Below are 18,887 nucleotides of genomic sequence, written 5' to 3' on the forward strand. Positions count from 1 at the left end.
CATTCCGCCTAGCCTGCCCAGTCCGCCCCACGGCCCGGCAGCCCTGCCCTAGGCTCGCGCGCGGGTGGCCCGGCTCCCGGCTCTCCCCGGCGCAGGGCTAGGTGCGCAGGGTGCGCGGGGAGGCGTCGAGAAGCAAGCAGGCGTAGCTCAAGAAGATGGCGTCGAGCTCCGGCAGTTCGCCCACGCCCACGCTCACGCGCAGGCCATCGCCGGCCGGCGCGGTGCTGGCAACCTCGGCGCCCGTGCCGCGGGCCACGATGCGGCGCTCGCGGCGGAAGGGGTTGCGGCGCTCGAGAAGGTACTCGCGGTCAGCGCAGGTCGCGCGCAGGCGGGTGACGGTAATCCCGGCCTGGGTGACCGAGAAATTCTCGCCCGCGGCGGTCTGCGCGCGCAGGAAGAACCGCGGGGAGGAAGAATCCAGCGAGGATTCTACTGCGAGGCGCTCGCCGGCCGCGGTGGCAAGCACGCCGTCGCGCACTGAGGCAAGCTCGTGCCCCTCGGCGTTGGTGAGAGCGCCCGCGCGCCAGGTCCACTGCGCAGTCATTAGAGAACGAATAGCGCGACGAGGGCGACGATGGATGCCAGGACCAAGGTAATGATCCAGGCCCAGGCTTTGCCTTGGGTATTGGCATCCAAGATGACGCGGGTAAACCAGCTCAAGCCGGCGATTTCGGCGGTGGTCAGGCCCTCGGCATCGTGCTCGAATTCGAGGATGGCCTTGCGCACGCCGGAATTGCGGGCGGTAAACTGCCCTACCTTTTCATCATCGACGTCATCGATGATCCAATCGCCGCTGTTTTCATTGATGAAGGTGAAGGTACGGCCGTTGAGCGATGCCTCCAGGCGCTTGTCGCGGCCGGGGCGGCCGGCGAGGCGGTAAATGGAGCCGTCGGCAAGCGTGGCAGAGGCGCCAAGGTCACTGACCTCGGTGCGCCAGAAGTGGCCGTCCACCTCCGCGGAATGCTCCGAGAATACGCCCAGCTGCTCCGGGCCATCCTCGGCCAAGAGCACGGGCTTTGCGCGGTCGGAGCGATCCCAAGTGGTGTAATGCATTACTAGCACCCAATCAGGCGGGCGGCGAGGTAAGCCTCGAGGTCATCGAGCTTCACGCGCTCCTGCTCCATAGTGTCGCGCTCACGCACGGTCACGGCATCGTCTTCAAGGGTGTCGAAGTCGAAGGTGACGCAGAACGGGGTGCCAATCTCATCCTGGCGGCGGTAGCGGCGGCCGATGGCGCCGGAGACGTCAAAGTCCACGTTCCAGTGGGCGCGCAGCTTATCCGCCAGCTTGCGGGCAGGCTCGGAGAGCTCTTCCTTCTTGGACAGCGGCAGAACGGCTACCTTGATCGGTGCCAGGCGGCGGTCCAGGCGCAGGACCACGCGCTTATCGGTGCCGCCCTTCGCGTTCGGAGCCTCTTCCTCATCGTAGGCATCCACCAAGAAGGCCATCATGGAACGGCCCAGGCCGGCAGCAGGCTCGATGACGTACGGAATCCAGCGCTCGTCATTGGCCTGGTCGTAGTAGGACAGGTCCTCGCCCGAGCCCTTGGCGTGAACGGACAGATCATAGTCCGTGCGGTTGGCCACGCCCTCCAGCTCGCCCCACTTGGAGCCCTTGAAGCCAAAGGCGTACTCCACATCCACGGTGCGCTTGGAGTAGTGGGAGAGCTTTTCCTTCGGGTGCTCGTATAGGCGCAGGTTTTCTTCCTTGATGCCCAGGTCCACGTACCAGTTAAAGCGGTCATCAATCCAGTACTGGTGCCACTCTTCGTCCTCGCCCGGCTTGACGAAGAACTCCATCTCCATCTGCTCGAACTCGCGGGTACGGAAGATGAAGTTGCCCGGGGTGATCTCGTTGCGGAAAGACTTGCCGATGTTCGCGATGCCAAACGGCGGCTTCATGCGCGAAGAGGTCATCACATTCTTGAAGTTAACGAAGATGCCCTGTGCGGTCTCCGGGCGCAGGTAGTGCAGGCCCTGCTCATCATCGACTGGCCCCAGGAAGGTCTTGAGCAGGCCGGAGAAGGCCTTCGGTTCGGTCCAGTCACCCGGCTGGCCAGTCTCCGGGTCATTGATATCTGCCAGGCCGTTTTCTGGCTCGTGGCCGTGCTTTTCCTCATAGGCCTCAATGAGGTGGTCGGCACGGTAGCGCTTGCCGGTGTGGCGGGATTCCACCAGCGGGTCAGAAAAGACCTCGACGTGACCGGAGGATACCCAGACCTGACGCGGCTGGATGACGGAGGTATCTACGCCCACGACGTCTGCGCGGGACTGCACCATATGGCGCCACCACTGGCGCTTGATGTTTTCCTTGAGCTCTACACCAAGAGGGCCGTAGTCCCACGCGGAGCGGGAACCGCCGTAAATTTCACCTGCCTGGTAGACCAAGCCGCGGCGCTTACACAGGTTTACAACGGTATCGATGACGGATGCCATTAGTTTTCGGACTCCTCTGGTAGGGGACAGTCTTGACAATCTCGTTCAGTCTAACCCGAAGCACTTCCCGGCGGTGGGATTGGGGCATGAATTTAATCTGAAATAAATACAACGTATTGCACGTATCGGGTAATATAAGGGTGACCGACAGGTAATAGGTATTTAATTGAAGGTGACATTCCCTATGACGACCACTTACAAGGCCCCAAATACTTCTGCGGCTGCCGGCGTTATCGCTGCCCTCGATTCGCCCCTACGGATCGCCATCATTTCCCGTTTGGCCGAGCGCGATCACTTTGTCCATGAGCTGGTCAAGGCCACCGGCAAGTCCCAGCCCCTTATCAGCCAGCACCTGCGCGTGCTCAAGCAGGCAGGCATCGTGGACTCCGAGCGCAGCGGCCGCGAGGTAACCTACTCGCTCATTGCGCCGCAGGTTTTGGACCTGCTTGCCGACGCCGCCAGGATCGCCTCCTAGCCCCCCTCTTCCGTGCATATAAAGCCGCCTGAGCATGCAGTTGTTGAAAAAGAATTGATAATATTGCGATCATGGCTTTACACGACAGTATTCCCAAACTAGGAGCGCGCAATACCAAGCAGCGCACCGCAGTCGTCGAGGTGCTCCGGGAAATGGAGAAATTCTCCTCTGCTAAGGAGATCTACCACGAGCTTCAAGAGCGCGAGGAGAAGGTGGGCCTGACCACCGTGTACCGCACCCTGCAGTCCCTAACCGATATCGACGCAGTGGACGCGCTCCACATGCCCAATGGCGAAACCCTCTACCGCCATTGCGAGACTGACGCCCATCACCACCACTTGGTGTGCACCAAGTGTGGCCGCACCGAAGAAATCGATGGCGGCCCGATTGAAAAGTGGGCGACCTCCGTAGCGAAGGACTATGGCTTCGAGCTCACCGGCCACGATGCCGAGGTCTTTGGCATCTGCAGCGACTGCGCCGCTTCCGCCTAAACAGCCACCCGCCGCCCCCTCCCCTAACCTCAGCCTCCGACTTCCGAAGCCTGAGGTTTTATTTGTGGTGCGCGCTACTTTTTAACGCCACCGAAGCGACGGTCGCGCCGCGCGTACTCCTCGATAGCAGCGAAGAGATCCTCCGGGGTGAAGTCCGGGAAGAGCTTATCCTGGTAAATCATCTCCGCATAAGCCGACTGCCACAGAAGGAAGTTGGAGGTGCGCTTCTCACCGGACGGGCGCAGGAAGAGATCCACATCCGGCATGTCCGGATCATAGAGATGCTGCGCGATGGTTTCTTCCTTAATATCGCGCGGGTTGAGCTCGCCGGCTGCAACCTGCTTGGCGATGTCCCTAAAGCCATCCACCAGCTCAGCCCTACCGCCGTAATTAACGCACATAGCCAAGGTCATCTTGGTATTGTCCTTGGTCAGTTCCTGGGCGGCCTCGAGCTCCTTAATCACTGAGCGCCACAGGCGCGGGCGGCGCCCAGCCCACACCACGCGCACGCCGCGCTCATTGAGCCACTCACGCTGGCGACGCAACACGTCGCGGTTAAAGCCCATAAGGAAGCGGACCTCCTCTGGGCTGCGGCGCCAATTCTCCGTGGAGAAGGCATAGGCCGAAAGATAAGGAACGCCGGCGGCAAGGCAGGCATCGACGACGTCAAGAAGCACGGCTTCGCCGCGCCTATGTCCCTCGGTGCGCTTCATGCCTTTTTCCTGGGCCCAGCGGCCATTGCCATCCATGACCAGCGCAATATGGCGCGGCATGAACTCGTCCGGGATATTCGGCGGGGTCAAAGTGCGGTTCGGGTCTGGCGTAATCACGGGCTATATTCTACTGCTCCATTACCTGCAATGCGGAAACATTGCGCTCCATGTGCCACTGCAGGTGCGCCCGCGCTAGGCGGTGCCCCTCCTGCTTTTGCGCATTCGTGGGATTCGTCGGATATTTATGCGCTAAAAGCCACAGGTGATGCAAGGTTTCGGGGTCTACCTCCGCGGCACCCGGCGGCCGGCATTCGTGGCACGCCGCGCCGCCTACCGCCGGGTGGAAGGCGTGGTGCGGGCCGGGCCGGTTGCACTGGGCACAGTTGAACAGGCTCGGTGCCCAGCCGGCATGCGCCATCGCCTGCAACAAAAAGGCATCCAGCGCCATGGTTGGGTCCGCGGTTTGCAGCTGCTCCAAGGTCGCGGTGACGGATTCGTAGAGGTAGGGGTCATGGGCGGCGTCGGCAAAAGCAAGGCGCTCTGCCGATTCCAGTACCGCGCACGCAGCCGTGTAGCGCTCATAGTCCTCGATGAGGCGCGCGCCAAAGTAATCCACCGTATCCGCTTGGGAAATGGTGGCTAGATTTTTGCCCACGTACAGCTGGACATCGAGGTTGACGAAGAGCTGCAGGCGCGAACCAAAGCGGGACTTGGCGCGGCGCACGCCCTTGGCCACCGCGCGCACGAGGCCATGATCGCGGGTAAGCAGGACTATGACGCGGTCGGCCTCACCAAAGTCATAGGTGCGGATGACCACTGCGCGGTCACGATAGTTCTCGCGCATAGTGGTTTAGAACCCGAGCCTACCCAGCGACTTTGGGTCAGACTGCCAATTCTTCAGCACCTTGATGCGCAAATCCAGGTATACATTGTGGCCGAGCAGCTCGATGATCTCCTTGCGGGCATTGCCTACAATGCGGCGGAAGCGCAAGCCATCCTTGCCCTCAATAATGCGCTTTTGGCCGGGGCGCTCCAGGTACAAAATGGCATGGATATCTAGCACGCCCTCGCGGGTGCGCGACGGCAGCATCTCATCAACCTGCACCGCCACCGAGTGCGGCAGCTCCGCTTTCAAGCCAGACAGGGCGGCTTCACGAATGAGTTCCTCGATGCGCTTCTCCTGGCCTTCATCGGTGATGTGATCATCCGGGTAGAACTTCGGGCCTTCTGGCAGGTGGTCCACGATGACCTGCACCAGCTCATCCAGTTGCACACCCGCCTTGGAGGAAACCGGGATGACTACCGCATTCGGGTCATCCTGGGAGAGCAGCTCGTGTAGGGCCAGCAGCTGCGCGCCAACCTGATCTTTGCTGGCCTTATCCAGCTTGGTGACGATGCCGATGATTGGGGTCTTTGGCGCGATGCTGCGCACGTTTTCCAAGATCCAGCGGTCACCCGGGCCAATCTTTTCATCGGCAGGGATGGTCAGGCCGATTACATCCACATCGGCATAGGTGTCTTTCACTACCTCGTTGAGGCGCTCGCCCAATAGGGTGCGTGGGCGGTGCAAACCCGGCGTATCCACGACGATGACCTGGGCATCATCGCGGTGGACCAAACCGCGAATGGTGTGGCGGGTGGTCTCCGGCTGGTCCGCAGTAATCGCAATCTTCTGCCCCACCAGGGCATTAGTCAGCGTGGACTTACCGGTATTCGGACGCCCCACAAAGGATACGAAGCCCGAACGGAACCCCTCCGGGGTGTCAGTGTATTGCGAATAATCAAGCGGGGCTGCCGTATTTTCGGCGCCTTCCGGCACGGCATCATCGGGGTCTTCTGGAAGACCCTCGAATGCCGCATCAAACTGTGCATCAAAATCAGAACTCATTACCCGCAATAATAGCCCACAGAGGCAAAAACTCCGATTACTTCACGGCAATTTCTACCAGGTACACAGAGTAGGGCTAATCTATGGAGAAACCTCTCTCCCCAGCACAAACCGTGCTCACTCTCCGAAAGGTCCCTTCATGCCCCGCAAGTCCCCTGCCTTAATTCTGGGCGCTGCACTTACTCTCTTCCTCTCCGCCTGCTCCTCTCCAGATTCTGAACCGTCCCCAGAGACGAGCACGAGTTCCTCCGCAACCTCTTCTTCCAGCATCTCCAGTTCTTCAACCACCACTTCTTCTACCACCAGCAGTGAAGAGGCCATGACTGAAGAACCTGCAGAAAGCGTCGCTCCCGAGCCGGAGACCCAGCCCCAAGCCGTGGCTGCCGAGCCGGAGCTGCTGTATTGCGATATCGGATTAGGAGCATTTGGGCACTTTTCCGATGGCTCTTGGCACCCAACCGAGCTCTGTAATACTCCAGAGCTTCAGAGATCTGTTCGGGCTGAAGCAGTCTGTGGCGGTTTAGAAGGACGATACAAGTACCCCGAGGAATGGGCCGAACTGTGCAATGGAGGTCTTCCACCTTCCGATTCGGACTATCCCGATAGCTACGGCGATATAGATGCAGGTTACACACCAGAGTCTGGCGCGGTTACGGATGCGCCAGCCGATTCGGATACGGGTGCGGTTGAAGGCTACGAGTATTAACAGGTAGAAGGCAGAGCGTTAAGCAACGTCAAGGCCCTGCGCCCGTCGAAACGGGTGCAGGGCCTTAGTGGTGTCTTAGCGGCGCTTACTTAAACTCGTCCGGCAGCGGGCCAAGCTGCGGGCCGTCCGGGTAGTACTTCCAGCCGTCCTTGATGCGGACGTCGTCAGCCCATGGCAGCTTGTACTCGCCCTTGGCCAAGTCCTCGACCCAGGTGAGATAGTTGTCAGTCTTGCCACCGGGGTAGCCCACGTACCCACGGTTGCCCAGGTTGAAGATGTTGTTTTCTAGGCCCCAATTGATGCGGGCCTTGTCAGCCAGCTCTGGGAAGATTTCGGCGGTGACGATTTCGCCGGGATTGCGGTGGCCCTCAGAAATCATGTGGCCGTCGTAATTGCAAACGTTGCCTTCACCGAAGTAGTAGAAGGTGTTGTCGTAGCCAGCCAGGTTTACGGATGCGGTGTACATCAGGTTTTGGAAGGCATTCGTCTTATTGGTCATGATCCACTGATCCTGGGTCTGCGTAGAGTAGCCAGAGATGCGGATATAGACGTTGGCGCCCTTGTATGCAGCCTCGCGTGCGAGCTCAGGGAACATGCCGTCGTGGCAAATATTTACAGCGAGCTTGGAGCCCTTCGGGCCGTCGCAAACCGGCATGCCCAAATCGCCTGGGTACCAAGGCTCGATGGGGGTCCATGGCTGCAGCTTGCGGTAGTGCAGGGCGATTTCGCCATCGGAGTTGATGATGATGGCGGTATTAAAAGGAGGCTTTCCTTCCTCATGGTTTGGCTCCATGATGGAAAAGACGCCCCAGACATCATTGTCCTTGCAGGCCTGCTTGAACTGGTCCACCTTTGGGTCATCGAGGCCGATGAGGAATTCATCATAGGACCAAATCTTGGTGTTGAGACCGGAGGATGAATATTCTGGGAAGACAATAAGGTCGAGGTCCGGGTAGCCCGCCTTGGTGGAACCCACCATGCGGCAGATTTCGTCCACGCTGGCTTGGACGTCTTCCGGGGTATTGACCACGGGAACGGGGTACTGCATGAGGGCCATCAACAGGCCGTCGGGGGATGCGCTGATGCTGCCGGTGCTGGACATGGTGGACTCCTATAGCAAAGTAGATGATGTGACGAGAGACATACTACTGACGTTGTGGTAGTACGTCACACTATTCATCCAGAGAAGTAGTCTCGTATGAGAGACTCACCGGGAGCCGCCGTTAATGGAATAAAAGAGCCGAGCTGAGGGGAAATCCTCAGCTCGGCTGAATCCCGATAGAGCTGGCAGATGACGCCTAGGCGTGGATTAAAGCTCCTCAGCGTGGAACTGCATGCGTGGATGCGCGAAGACGTCCTGGGATTGGATGAGCTGGAGCTCGGCAGTCTCTGCCTCGTAGGTGTTTTCCAGCAGGTCATAGACGGAGGAGGCAGTTCGGCGCAGGGACTCCTTGACGTCGCTGGTCTCGGTGTAGTGGCCGGTAAACAGGGCGGCGGTAACGTCGCCGGAGCCGTTGCGCTTGAACGGCAACAGTGGCGTGGACACCAAGAAAGCGCGGTCGCCGTCAACGGCGAGCATCTCAATCTGGTCTTCAGGGGTCTCGGGGCGCTTGACGGAGGTAACCAGCACGGTCTTCGGTCCGATTTCCTGGGCTTTATTTACCGCGGCGAGGGTTTGATCAAGGGTGCCAACCTCTGAATCGGTGAGGTAGCCCAGCTCGAATTGGTTGGGGGTGATGATATCGGCAACAGGGACGACGCGGTCGCGCAACAGCGGCGGAATCTCATCGGAGACAAAGCAGCCGGACTTGGCATTGCCCATTACAGGATCACAGGCGTAGAGGGCCTTGGGGTTGGCGGCCTTGATGCGGCGGACGGTTTCCACGATGGCGTCGGCAATATCGGCGCCGCCCTGGTAGCCGGAAAGGATGGCGTCGATCTGCGAGAAAGCACCGCGCTTTTCAATGCCATCGATGATGGAGGTGACATCGCTAGCCGGAATCATCGGCCCGCCCCAGTCGCCGTAGCCGGTGTGGTTGGAAAAGTTCACCGTGTGAACCGGCCACACCTCATGGCCGGCGCGCTGCAGGGGGAAGACGGCCGCGGAGTTACCAACGTGGCCGTAGGTGACGTGGGACTGGATGGAAAGGATAGTCATAGGTTTCCATTGTGCTACGCGGCGCACGCGCTCACAAAAGAAACCGAAAAATTATTCTTCCGGGCGATCTTGTGGTTCTCCCACCGCAGGGATGCCCCCGCCAGGAACCTGCTTGTCCAAGTTGGCGCGCTCGGCGGCGTCGGGAAAAGCCTTAGGGCCGGAGGGCTTGGGCTGATAGGAAACACCGCGCTCGGCCGCATCGTCGTACCAATCCGCAAGCAGCTCGTTTTGGCGGCCGAACATTTCTTTTTCCTCGGCCGGGGTGGAGTGGTCATAGCCTAAAAGGTGCAGGCAGCCATGGACCGTAAGCAGGGCGAGCTCGTGGCCCAGGGAATGGCCGGCGGCCTCTGCTTGGCGTAGGGCAAACTCGGGGCACAGCACGATATCGCCCAACATGGCCGGGCCGGGATCGGCGGCATCGGGGCGGCCGCCACCCGCAATCGCACCGGGGGTGAGCTCGTCCATGGGGAAGCTCATGACATCGGTGGGGCCTTCCAGATCCATCCAGCGCACGTGGAGATCCTCGATGGTCTTCAAATCCACACAAGTGATAGTGCACTCGGCATCGGGATTGATGTCCATAGCACCGAAGGCATAAGAGGCGACGTCAATCAGCATCTCCTCGTTGACGCCTTCGAAGCCGGATTCATTGAGAAACTCGATACTCATTCCATTCCCTCGTATTCTGCGGCTTTCTTATTATCAAAGGTCTCATAGGCATTGACGATGCGCCCGACCAGTTGGTGGCGCACCACGTCTTTGGAACCCAAGTCCGCGAAGTGAATATCTTCCACGTTGCGCAGGATGCGGCGCACGATGCGCAGGCCGGAGACCTGGCCGTGTGGAAGGTCTACCTGGGAGACATCGCCGGTGACCACAATCTTGGAGCCAAAGCCCAGGCGAGTCAGGAACATCTTCATCTGCGCGGGCGTGGTGTTTTGAGCCTCGTCAAGAATGACAAAGGCATCGTTCAACGTGCGGCCGCGCATATAGGCCAGCGGGGCGACCTCGATGATGCCGGCCTCCATGAGCTTGGGGATCATCTCTGGGTCGAGCATGTCTCGCAGGGCGTCATATAGCGGGCGCAGGTAAGGGTCAATCTTGTCATTGAGCGTGCCCGGCAAAAAGCCGAGCTTCTCCCCTGCTTCCACAGCCGGGCGGGTGAGAATAATGCGCGAGACCTGCTTGGTCTGCAGGGCCTGCACGGCCTTGGCTACCGCAAGGTAGGTTTTGCCGGAGCCGGCCGGGCCGATACCAAAGACCACCGTATTATCGTCGATGGCTTGTACGTATTCAGACTGGCCCACCGTCTTCGGGCGAATGGCTTTGCCGCGGCGCTTAACGATGTCCGCCGCCAGCGCCGCCGACACCGACTGCGGCGCCTCCACGGCCACCATGTCCATGGTGTGCTTGACCGTATCGGTAGACACGGCGTGGCCGCGGCGGGCGATGGCCTCGAGCTCGTCGAGGATCTTCGCGGCGCGAGCCACTTCATAATCGGGACCGGTGACGGTGACGACATTGCCGCGGGCAAAAAGGTCCGCATCCAGGCGGTTATTGAGCACGCGCAAGTTGTCGTCCGCGCTACCTAGAACGCTGCTGACGTAGGCGGAATCTAGCTCACATTTCTTCGTGATGATAGGCACGTGCTTTAGGCTACCAGCGCCGCCTACCAACGCTCGGTGCGCATGCCGATTGCCGCCAGCGCCACCATTGCCGCACTCGCTGTACGCAGCACTTCCGGGCCGAGCTTGATGGGCATGGCGCCGGCTTCTTTGAGGCGATCGAGCTCGTCATCCCCGATGCCGCCCTCGGGCCCGACGAGCAGGACGACGTCGTCGGTCAGCGGCACGTCCTTGATGGAGACGGTTGCTTCCTCGTGCAACACGAGCACAGTGGGAGCGTTGGAGGAAGCGCCGTCGCGGCCACCGGTGAGCTCTTGAACGAGCTGCGGGGTGGTCAGCGGACCGCGCACCTGGGGGATGCGAGCGCGGCGGGATTGCTTAGCTGCGGAATCCGCGGCCGCCTGCCATTTGGCTACCGCCTTGGGAGCCTTCTTGCCGTCCCATTTAGCCACGCAGCGATCCGCCTGCCAGGCGATGATCTCATCGGCGCCGGCTTGGGTGGCGAGATCCACGGCGAGCTCGGCACGCTCGGATTTCGGGATGGCTTGCACCACGGTCACGCGCGGGGTGGGCTCGGGCGCGGTCACAATGGAGTCGACCGTGCCTTCCCAGGAGTCCTTGCCCGAGGTAGCGGTGATGGTGAGGGTGAGGCGGATACCGGTGCCGTCGATAAGCTCGAGGCGCTCGCCCTCCCCCATGCGCTTGACCGTCACGGCATGGCGGGCCTCTGGGCCGGAAAAGCTGAAAGCCTCGCCGGTGCGCGCGGCAGAAAGGTCCGGGTGGATGAAGACGGGCAGCGACATTAGCGGCGGAACTTATCGCGGAGGCGGCTGAAGAAGGATTCCTCTTGGCCGTCGCCAGTGGTACGCACGCGCGCGCCCTCGTCGCGGGAGTTGCGGATCTTCTCCAGGGACTCGCGGGTCTTGCGGTCCAGGTCCTTCGGCACAACGACGTCCACGTGGGCAAAGAGGTTGCCATAGCCATCGGTGCGCAGGCGCGGCATGCCGGCGCCTTCGACCTTGATGGACTCGCCCGGCTGGGTACCTGGCTCGATATCGATGGTGAGCTCTTCGCCACTTAGCTGATCGATGGTGAAGTTGGTACCCAAGGCGGCATCAATCATCGGCACGCGCACGGTGAGGTTCAAGTCATCAGCATTGCGCTGGAAGACGGGGTGCTCCTCTGTGTGGACCTCAACATAGAGGTCGCCGGCCGGGCCACCGCCGTGGCCTACCTCGCCCTGGGAGGCCATGCGGATACGCATGCCATCATTGATGCCGGCCGGGATATTAACGGTGATATCGCGACGCTTCTTCACGCGGCCATCGCCGGCGCAGTGGTTGCACGGATCGGTGATGACCTCGCCAAAGCCCTGGCACTTCGGGCACGGACGGGTGGTCATGACGTTGCCCAGGAAGCTGCGCTGCATCTCCTGGATTTCACCCATGCCATTGCAGTTATCGCAGGTAACCGGCTTGGCCTTGGACTCGGAACCGGTACCACCGCAGCTATCGCACAGCACCGCAGTATCCACGGTGACCTTCTTCTTCAGACCGGTGTAGGCCTCTTCCAGGGTGATGCGGGTGCGCAGCAGGGCATCGTTGCCCGGCTGGACGCGGGACTTAGGGCCGCGGGAGCCGCCGGCCCCGCCGCCGAAGAACTCGGCGAAGATATCGCCTAGCCCGCCGCCACCGAAGCCGCTAAAGCCACCGGCGCTGGCACCGGCGCCGCCCTGCTCCATGGGGTCGCCGCCCATGTCCACGATCTGGCGCTTTTGCGGATCCAGCAGGACCTCCTGGGCCAGCGCGGCGTCGCGGAACTTTTCCGCGGCAGCATCATCATCCGGGTTTAGATCCGGGTGATACTTGCGGGCCATTTTGCGGTAGGCCTTTTTAATCTCCTGGTCAGTTGCGTTTTTATCAACACCGAGGATGCCGTAATAGTCACGAGCCACTGTAAGAGATATTCCTTCTAATTCGTCTTGTTGGGGTTAACTTGAAAAAATTATGCGCGGCCAGCTAGTTTACTCGCACTGCTCGCCGGCCAAAATTTCGCTCACATACCGTGCAACGGCAGAGACCTTAGAAATTGTTCCCGAGTAATCCATAAAGGTAGGCCCCACCACGCCGAGACCGCCCAGTGTGGCCACCTCATCGCCGGTGCCGAGGCCATAGCCCGTGGCCACCACGGAGGCTTGGCGCAGCTGGTCTTCCTCGTTTTCCTCGCCGATAACCACGGAGACGTTGCCGAGATCCGGCACGCGGGCGAGCAGCTTGAGGACGACGACCTGTTCTTCTAACGCCTCGATAATCTTAGGTAAGCCTTCTGGGAACTCGCGCGCCACACGCGTCAGGTTGGAGGCACCGGCCATAATCAGCCGGTCAGAGGGTTGTTCCACTAGGGTCTCGATGAGCGTGGTGGCCACCTTGAGCACGTGGTGGCGGATATCCAAGGGGGCGCCATCGACGAGGTGGGCGAGCTCCACGGACGCGTCGCTAAGCGTCTTGCCCACCAGCGCGCTATTGACGATGTCGCGCAAGCGGAAGGTCTGATCCTGGTCGATGATTTCATCGAGCTCGACATTGCGCTGGTCCACGCGGCCGTTATCGGTGATAAGCACCAGCAGCAGGCGCACTGGGGATAGCGCCACGACCTCGCAGTGCTTGACGCGGGAGACCTTGAGGTTGGGCAGCTGGACGACGGCCGCCTGCTTTGTCACCTGCGCCAGTAGCTGCACCGAGCGGCGCAGCACATCCTCCAAGTCAACGCCGCCTTCCAAGAAGTTGAGCATCGCGCGGCGCTCTGGGGCCGAAAGCGGCTTGACCTCATGGAGGGAGTCCACAAAGTGGCGGTAGCCCTGTTGTGTGGGCACGCGGCCGGAGCTAGCGTGCTGCTGGGAGATAAGGCCCTGGGATTCGAGCACGGCCATGTCATTGCGGATGGTGGCCGAGGAGACGCCCAATTGGTAGCGCTCCAAGAGCGACTTAGAGCCAACGGGCTCCTGGGAGGCAATATAGTCCGCCACGATGGCGCGCAGGACTTCCTTGCGGCGGGCATCGGTTGAGGTAGACACTATGGCGCTCCTATTCGCTTGGCTCTTTCACGTGCTTTCGAGTTTAGCTGGGACGAGGATTAGGTTTCTTCGGCGACGAGGAGATCGGTAATGATGCCATCGGCCAGCAGGCGGCCGGGCTTGGTGATGCGTATGCGCTCGCCGGCACGCTCGAGCAGGCCGCGGCCGATGAAGCGCTCGAGGGCCGGGGCAGCGTGGGCATCGAGCCAGGCCTCCGGGATGCCCTCGCGCAGGCGCAGCCCGAGCATGATCTTTTCCATGTGGCGATCGGCCTCAGTGAGCGTTTCGGTTTCCTTAATGGGCAGCTCTCCGCGGCCGAGGGCGTTGATATAGCGCGAGGGGTGCTTGACGTTAAAGAAGCGCTCATTGCCCAAATGCGAGTGGGCACCGGGGCCTGCGCCCCACCAGTTGCCATCTATCCAGTAGATGCGATTGTGCTCGCACTCGCCACCGGGCTTGGACCAATTGGAAACCTCATACCACTCGAAGCCTTCCGCCTCGAGGGTGGTAGAAATCATCTCATAGCGCCGGGCTAGCACATCCTCTTCCGGTGCGGGCAAGATGCCTTTCTTGACCTTGCGCGCCATGCGGGTGCCGTCTTCTACGATGAGCGAATAAGCACTGACGTGGTCTACGCCGGTTTCTAGCACTCGGTCGAGCGTTTCGCGCACGTTGTCATCGGTTTCGGTGGGCGTGCCATAGATCATGTCCAGGTTGACGTGCTCGAAGCCAGCGGCGCGGGCCTCGCGAGCAGCGGCGAAGGCGCGGCCGGGGGTGTGGGCGCGTTCCAGGACTTGGAGGACGCCGGGGGATGCGGACTGCATGCCGAGGCTGATGCGGGTATAGCCGGCGTCGGCAAGCTGGGCGAAATACTCCGGTGAGGTGGACTCCGGGTTGGATTCGGTGGTGACCTCCGCCCCTGGCGCCAATCCGAAGGTGGAGCGGACGGTATTGAGGATCCGGGTCAGCCCCTGCCCACCCAGCAAGGAAGGCGTGCCGCCGCCGATGAAGACGGTCTCGGCCGGGCGGCCTACGCGCGCGGCCGCCAACTCCAGCTCGCGATCCAAGGCATCCAGATAGGGTCCGGTGAGATCGCGCGGGCTACCCAACTCGCCCGGAGTATAGGTATTGAAATCGCAATACCCGCAGCGAGTGGCGCAGAAGGGAACGTGAATATACAGCCCGAAGGGTTCAGTCATGGATAAAACCCTAATAGGGAGGGAACAAAATGGCTGAAATGGGGGTTAAGCATGTAGTATGTTTCCATCTTCCCAAGTAGAAAGGCACCCTCAGTGGAACCTCCGAGTCGATGTCCCTACCTCCTTCTAGGCGGTGGGGAGTAAATCATGTTATCGGCTATTGTGATGATCCTGGCCGGCTTCGTAGTCATCGGCCTCATCATCGTCGCGAATGCATACTTCGTGGCCCAGGAATTTTCTTTCATGTCCGTGGACCGCACACAGCTGCGGACACAGGCTGCTGAGGGGGATAAAACAGCACAGCGCGCGCTGGCTATTACCCAGCAGACCTCCTTCATGCTCTCCGGCGCGCAGCTTGGTATTACGATTACCGGCCTGCTCATCGGCTATGTTGCGGAGCCGCTCGTAGGCCAGGGACTAGGTACGTTGCTCGGCGGCGTCGGTGTTCCGTCCGCGGTGTCTGTCACCGTGGGCACCGTCGCGGCGCTTTTCATCTCCACGATTGCAACCATGCTCTTCGCGGAGCTTTTCCCCAAGAACTACACCATCGCCGCGCCCATGAAGACGGCGCGCTGGCTGGCCGCATCCACGCAAATCTACCTGCGGATTTTCGGCTGGCTCATCCACTTCTTTGAGTATTCTTCCAATGCCATCCTCAAGGTCTTTGGCATCGAGCCGGTAGAAGACGTGGACTCCTCCGCCACCGCCGATGACTTGGAATCCATCGTGGATTCCTCCCACGAGGCTGGCGATCTGGATGAAAATACCTACATGGTGCTCGACCGCCTGCTGGACTTCCCTGAGCACGACGTAGAGCACGCCATGATCCCGCGCTCCCGCGTGGGCGTCATTGATCCGGAGACCACCCTTGGTGAGGTTCGCGAGATGATGTCTACCGACCACACGCGCTACCCCGTCATCGATGACGAACATAACCCGGTGGGCGTGGTGCATCTTATCGACGTCCTGGGAAGCGACCTTCCCGCCGCCACCAAGGCCACCAGTATCATGCAGGAACCCGTGGTGGTCCCTGAGCTGATGCCGCTGCCGGATGTGGTGGACGAGCTGCGCGATAGTGACCAAAAGATGGCCTGTGTCATCGATGAATACGGTGGCTTCGTAGGCATCGTGACCATGGAGGACTTGGCCGAGGAAATCTTGGGCGATGTCACCGATGAGCACGATATCGAAGAAACCGAGGAAATCACCGAACAGGACGATTCCCACTGGTTAGTCGACGGCGATACGCCGATTGATGAGATCGAGCGCGCCATCGGCCACGACCTGCCTGAGGGCGACTTCGAGACCGTCGCCGGTCTCATCATCGCGCACTCCGGTGCGCTGCCCGAGGTAGGCGAGGAACACACCATCCAGCTCGAAGCCGAGCCAGATGACTGGGTGGACCACGATGAGGCGCCCGTTCGCTCCGTCCGCCTGCGGGTGCAAGAGGTGGACCGCCACGTGCCGTCCGTCCTTGCCATCGAGCTGGTGGAGGATTACTCCGACCACTCCGATGGTGACGATGAGAAGGAGGATGCATAATGACCGAGTCTTGGTGGTTTAACCTCCTCGTTACCCTGCTCATCATCGCCGCTTCCGGCTTCTTTGTGATTATCGAGTTCTCCTTGATGGGCGCTCGCCGCAACCGTTTGGAAGAGGATGCGGAAAACTCCCGCACCGCCCGCGCCGGCCTGCGCTCGCTCAATGAGCTGACCATCATGCTCGCCGGCGCGCAGCTGGGCATTACCGCCGCCACCTTTGTGCTAGGCGCTGTGACCAAGCCCTGGGTGCACCACCTGCTCATGGCACCGCTGGAGGCCGCGGGCCTGCCGCTGGGCATTGCCGACGTCGTCAGCTTCCTCCTCGCACTCTTCATCGTCACCTTCCTTCACCTCGTGCTGGGTGAAATGGCGCCGAAGTCCTGGGCGATTACCCACCCGGAGACCGCCCTGCAGTTCATCGCGGTCCCCGCACGTGGCTTCGTGTGGATCTTCCGCCCGCTGCTGAAGTGGATCAACGTCATGGCCAACAAAATGGTGTCCCTAGCCGGCGAAGAGCCCGTCGACCGCGCCGGTGCGGCCGGCTACGACGCTGAAACCCTGCGCACCTTGGTCGAGCACTCCCGCGAGACCGGTGCGTTGGACGATGAGTCTGCTAACCAGATTTCTGATGTCATCGAGTTGGAAAACTCCACCGTTGGTGCCATGGCTCGCGAGCATGGTTCTGAGGTAGTGCCCCTGCCTTCCGACGCCACCGTGGAAGACCTCCAAGACCTCGTTGTGCGCAAGAACATCATGCGCGTGCTGGTCTTCCCTAAGGACTCCCGCGTCCCGCGCGTGGTCCACGTGCGCGATACCTTGCTGGCCGAGCCGGAGACTCCGGTGCTCGAGTTCTCCCGCCCTGCCCTGTCCGTGTCTTCTTCCACCACCGTCCAGAAGACTCTGGACCATATGCGCGCTCGCAACGAGCAGCTTGTCATGGTGGGCAAGGCCGATAAGGACAATGCCGTATGGATCCTTACCTGGGATGACATCATGGGCCAGCTATGGCCGCAGATTACCGAGCAGCTAGACAAGGTCACCCCTCCCCCGGCCGTCTAGTTCCTGCCGCGACCTCGCCCGCGCCCGCTTCTTTGTGGCCGGCGCGGGCTTTGCCGTTTTGCCCCCACTCGCAAGGGCTGTTGCCCCCGACTGTGGATAACTGTGGCCGTAACTTTCCCAGCCGCCACTTCGCTCACTCGCCTTTCCCTGCGGCCTTGTTATCCACAGGCCCAGCCGCCACCTCCTCGCGCCGGCCGACAGCGTGCCCTTTCCTAGGAGGCATGACACCACCACTGACCAATATCGACTCCATCCGCGCCAACCACCCCACCTTCTGGACCGACCTGAAAAACGGCACCTACCTCAAACTCGCACCGCGCATCGCAGTCCGGCGCGATCACTACCATTACCTCGACTTCCCCTCCCAGCTGCGCCTGCGCGCCATCGCCGCCGCCCGCAGCGCCTATACCGCGGTGCTCATCTCCAAGTCCGCCGCCCGCGTGCACGGACTGTGGGTCATCGCCACAGCCGAGGAAAAAATTGAAATGGCCCTTCCCACCAATACGCTTCCCCACAAGGACCGCCGCCATCCCGAGCGCATTTATCGCAAGGCTTCCCTTCCCGAGCCCGTCCTCGTGGACGGCACCCGTTGCGTTTCCAAGGCCCGCGCGGTTATCGACGTCGCCCGCTACCACGGCTTCACCGACGGCCTCATCGCCGCCGACTCGGCGTTGCGTTCCGGCCTCAGCCGGGAAGACCTCAAGGAAGAGTTTGCCTGCATGGGCCGGGTGCGCAATAGCCGCATCGTCCGCGCCGTAATCCACCACGCCTCACCTCTTTCCCGCTCTCCCTACGAGTCTTTCGCCCGCGCCCTCCTCATTGAGGCCGATTTCCCCTGGCCCATGTTCTTCGAGGCGTCGTTCACCGCGTTGCCCGGCATCGCGACCGCCCTATGCATCAACAACGCCTACCTCATCGACATAATCCCCGCGAAGGCGCTTGCCCATCAGCGTGAGCGGCACCGACGTCTGCGCGAGGCCGGCTTCACCATTCTCTGCTATACCCCTCGGCAGCTCATCGACCACCCCACTCGCTTCCTGAGCGACCTCATTTCCACCATCACCGCCAGACAAAAGGCCGCCCGTTCTGCCTAAGTCCACGCTTCCTGCCTCCCGCCTTCCTCTACCCCGCCCTTCGCGCTCACCAGCGGCGCTTTCGCCGCGGAATCCGCTGCGCCGGTGAGCGCGAAGGGAGGGCGATAGCGAATGCCTCGCAAGAGAATCCACCGAAACTTCGCCCGCAATAAGGAAGAGCCTCCGCGAGCTTATGCTCGCGGAGGCTTTTCTTTTCCAGCTAATGCCTCAACAGGAAGGTCTTACTGGTTGATACGCCATGGGACGCTGTTCTTCGGCAGCATGCCGTGGGTGTAGAGGTAGTCAATAGTGGACAGGATGCCCAGCACCGTGCCGCCGCCTACGAGCGCAGCCAGGAAGGAGAACCCTGCGACGGAAGACATGTCTGCGTCCTTGCCGTCCTTACCGTTGATGCCATCGCGGCCGTCACGTCCGTCGCGACCATCACGCC

The 18,887-nt window shown here is 61.1% G+C and carries 21 protein-coding genes and 1 pseudogene; 6 read left to right on the forward strand and 16 right to left on the reverse strand.

Going from position 1 to position 18,887, the window contains the following annotated elements; all coding sequences use genetic code 11:
• Positions 1-97: 97 nt before the first annotated feature.
• The 3 genes from QP934_RS10295 to QP934_RS10305 are packed head-to-tail and all read right to left on the reverse strand — an operon-like array spanning position 98 to position 2,435.
• Positions 98-544, reverse strand: a complete 447-nt coding sequence (locus QP934_RS10295; protein ID WP_419127471.1) for a hypothetical protein — start codon at positions 542-544, stop codon at positions 98-100.
• Positions 544-1,053 (reverse strand): hypothetical protein, encoded by a 510-nt coding sequence (locus QP934_RS10300; protein ID WP_419127472.1) that lies wholly within the window; start codon positions 1,051-1,053, stop codon positions 544-546. Before QP934_RS10300 ends, QP934_RS10295 begins: the two co-directional genes overlap by 1 nt.
• Positions 1,054-1,055: 2 nt before the next feature.
• On the reverse strand, positions 1,056-2,435 hold the full coding sequence (locus QP934_RS10305; protein WP_284791386.1) for a glycine--tRNA ligase: 1,380 nt from the start codon (positions 2,433-2,435) through the stop codon (positions 1,056-1,058).
• Positions 2,436-2,619: 184 nt separating this feature from the next.
• Here QP934_RS10305 and QP934_RS10310 point away from each other — a divergent pair, with 184 nt between their 5' ends.
• Together QP934_RS10310 and QP934_RS10315 are read left to right on the forward strand one after the other, a co-directional pair.
• Complete coding sequence (locus QP934_RS10310; RefSeq protein ID WP_049378545.1) at positions 2,620-2,910, forward strand: ArsR/SmtB family transcription factor; 291 nt, start codon at positions 2,620-2,622, stop codon at positions 2,908-2,910.
• Positions 2,911-2,981: 71 nt separating this feature from the next.
• Positions 2,982-3,401: a Fur family transcriptional regulator gene (locus QP934_RS10315; RefSeq protein ID WP_049378544.1), complete on the forward strand. Its 420-nt coding sequence runs from the start codon at positions 2,982-2,984 to the stop codon at positions 3,399-3,401.
• A 74-nt stretch (positions 3,402-3,475) separates the two neighbouring features.
• Here QP934_RS10315 and QP934_RS10320 read toward each other — a convergent pair whose 3' ends face one another.
• The 4 genes from QP934_RS10320 to QP934_RS10335 all read right to left on the reverse strand — a co-directional run bounded on the left by QP934_RS10320 (position 3,476) and on the right by QP934_RS10335 (position 6,323).
• A complete protein-coding gene (locus QP934_RS10320) occupies positions 3,476-4,231 on the reverse strand; it encodes an isoprenyl transferase (RefSeq protein WP_005324214.1) in 756 nt (251 codons plus the stop codon).
• A 10-nt stretch (positions 4,232-4,241) separates the two neighbouring features.
• Positions 4,242-4,958 (reverse strand): DNA repair protein RecO, encoded by a 717-nt coding sequence (gene recO / locus QP934_RS10325; RefSeq protein WP_419127473.1) that lies wholly within the window; start codon positions 4,956-4,958, stop codon positions 4,242-4,244.
• Positions 4,959-4,964: 6 nt separating this feature from the next.
• Entirely contained in the window at positions 4,965-6,002 is a 1,038-nt protein-coding gene (gene era, locus QP934_RS10330; RefSeq protein ID WP_419127474.1) for a GTPase Era, read from the reverse strand.
• 117 nt (positions 6,003-6,119) lie between these two features.
• A complete protein-coding gene (locus QP934_RS10335; protein WP_419127475.1) occupies positions 6,120-6,323 on the reverse strand; it encodes a hypothetical protein in 204 nt (67 codons plus the stop codon).
• Between QP934_RS10335 and QP934_RS10340 the strand changes: the two genes are divergently transcribed.
• A complete protein-coding gene (locus QP934_RS10340) occupies positions 6,322-6,708 on the forward strand; it encodes a hypothetical protein (protein WP_419127476.1) in 387 nt (128 codons plus the stop codon). The two genes, QP934_RS10335 and QP934_RS10340, sit on opposite strands and share 2 nt — an antisense overlap.
• 85 nt (positions 6,709-6,793) lie before the next feature.
• On the opposite strand, the gene QP934_RS10345 is transcribed toward QP934_RS10340, so the two are convergent.
• The 8 genes from QP934_RS10345 to hemW all read right to left on the reverse strand — a co-directional run bounded on the left by QP934_RS10345 (position 6,794) and on the right by hemW (position 14,763).
• Entirely contained in the window at positions 6,794-7,810 is a 1,017-nt protein-coding gene (locus QP934_RS10345) for a formamidase (RefSeq protein WP_284791389.1), read from the reverse strand.
• A 207-nt stretch (positions 7,811-8,017) separates the two neighbouring features.
• The gene (pdxY, locus tag QP934_RS10350) at positions 8,018-8,866 is read right to left on the reverse strand and encodes a pyridoxal kinase PdxY (RefSeq protein ID WP_340418868.1); all 849 of its coding nucleotides are present in this window, start codon (positions 8,864-8,866) and stop codon (positions 8,018-8,020) included.
• Positions 8,867-8,917: 51 nt separating this feature from the next.
• Positions 8,918-9,535 (reverse strand): rRNA maturation RNase YbeY, encoded by a 618-nt coding sequence (gene ybeY / locus QP934_RS10355; protein ID WP_005326445.1) that lies wholly within the window; start codon positions 9,533-9,535, stop codon positions 8,918-8,920.
• The gene (locus tag QP934_RS10360) at positions 9,532-10,512 is read right to left on the reverse strand and encodes a PhoH family protein (protein ID WP_239194127.1); all 981 of its coding nucleotides are present in this window, start codon (positions 10,510-10,512) and stop codon (positions 9,532-9,534) included. The genes ybeY and QP934_RS10360 overlap by 4 nt, the downstream gene beginning before the upstream one ends.
• 23 nt (positions 10,513-10,535) lie before the next feature.
• Complete coding sequence (locus QP934_RS10365; protein WP_419127477.1) at positions 10,536-11,294, reverse strand: 16S rRNA (uracil(1498)-N(3))-methyltransferase; 759 nt, start codon at positions 11,292-11,294, stop codon at positions 10,536-10,538.
• A complete protein-coding gene (gene dnaJ / locus QP934_RS10370) occupies positions 11,294-12,445 on the reverse strand; it encodes a molecular chaperone DnaJ (RefSeq protein ID WP_284791392.1) in 1,152 nt (383 codons plus the stop codon). The genes QP934_RS10365 and dnaJ overlap by 1 nt, the downstream gene beginning before the upstream one ends.
• A 69-nt stretch (positions 12,446-12,514) precedes the next feature.
• The gene (hrcA, locus tag QP934_RS10375; protein WP_419127478.1) at positions 12,515-13,564 is read right to left on the reverse strand and encodes a heat-inducible transcriptional repressor HrcA; all 1,050 of its coding nucleotides are present in this window, start codon (positions 13,562-13,564) and stop codon (positions 12,515-12,517) included.
• Between the two features lie 59 nt (positions 13,565-13,623).
• Positions 13,624-14,763: a radical SAM family heme chaperone HemW gene (gene hemW / locus QP934_RS10380; RefSeq protein ID WP_419127479.1), complete on the reverse strand. Its 1,140-nt coding sequence runs from the start codon at positions 14,761-14,763 to the stop codon at positions 13,624-13,626.
• A 147-nt stretch (positions 14,764-14,910) separates the two neighbouring features.
• Between hemW and QP934_RS10385 the strand changes: the two genes are divergently transcribed.
• From QP934_RS10385 to QP934_RS10395, 3 genes are all read left to right on the forward strand, one after another.
• A complete protein-coding gene (locus QP934_RS10385; RefSeq protein WP_419127480.1) occupies positions 14,911-16,305 on the forward strand; it encodes a hemolysin family protein in 1,395 nt (464 codons plus the stop codon).
• Positions 16,305-17,363, forward strand: coding sequence for a CNNM domain-containing protein (locus tag QP934_RS10390; RefSeq protein WP_005324190.1), 1,059 nt, complete (start codon positions 16,305-16,307; stop codon positions 17,361-17,363). The genes QP934_RS10385 and QP934_RS10390 overlap by 1 nt, the downstream gene beginning before the upstream one ends.
• 221 nt (positions 17,364-17,584) lie before the next feature.
• Complete coding sequence (locus tag QP934_RS10395; RefSeq protein ID WP_419127481.1) at positions 17,585-18,457, forward strand: hypothetical protein; 873 nt, start codon at positions 17,585-17,587, stop codon at positions 18,455-18,457.
• 221 nt (positions 18,458-18,678) lie between these two features.
• On the opposite strand, the pseudogene QP934_RS10400 reads toward QP934_RS10395, so the two are convergent.
• A pseudogene (locus QP934_RS10400) lies at positions 18,679-18,887 on the reverse strand (hypothetical protein); the annotation flags it as partial.

Origin of the sequence: Corynebacterium sp. MSK122 (genome assembly GCF_030229435.2) — a bacterium.
Taxonomy (GTDB): domain Bacteria; phylum Actinomycetota; class Actinomycetes; order Mycobacteriales; family Mycobacteriaceae; genus Corynebacterium; species Corynebacterium marquesiae.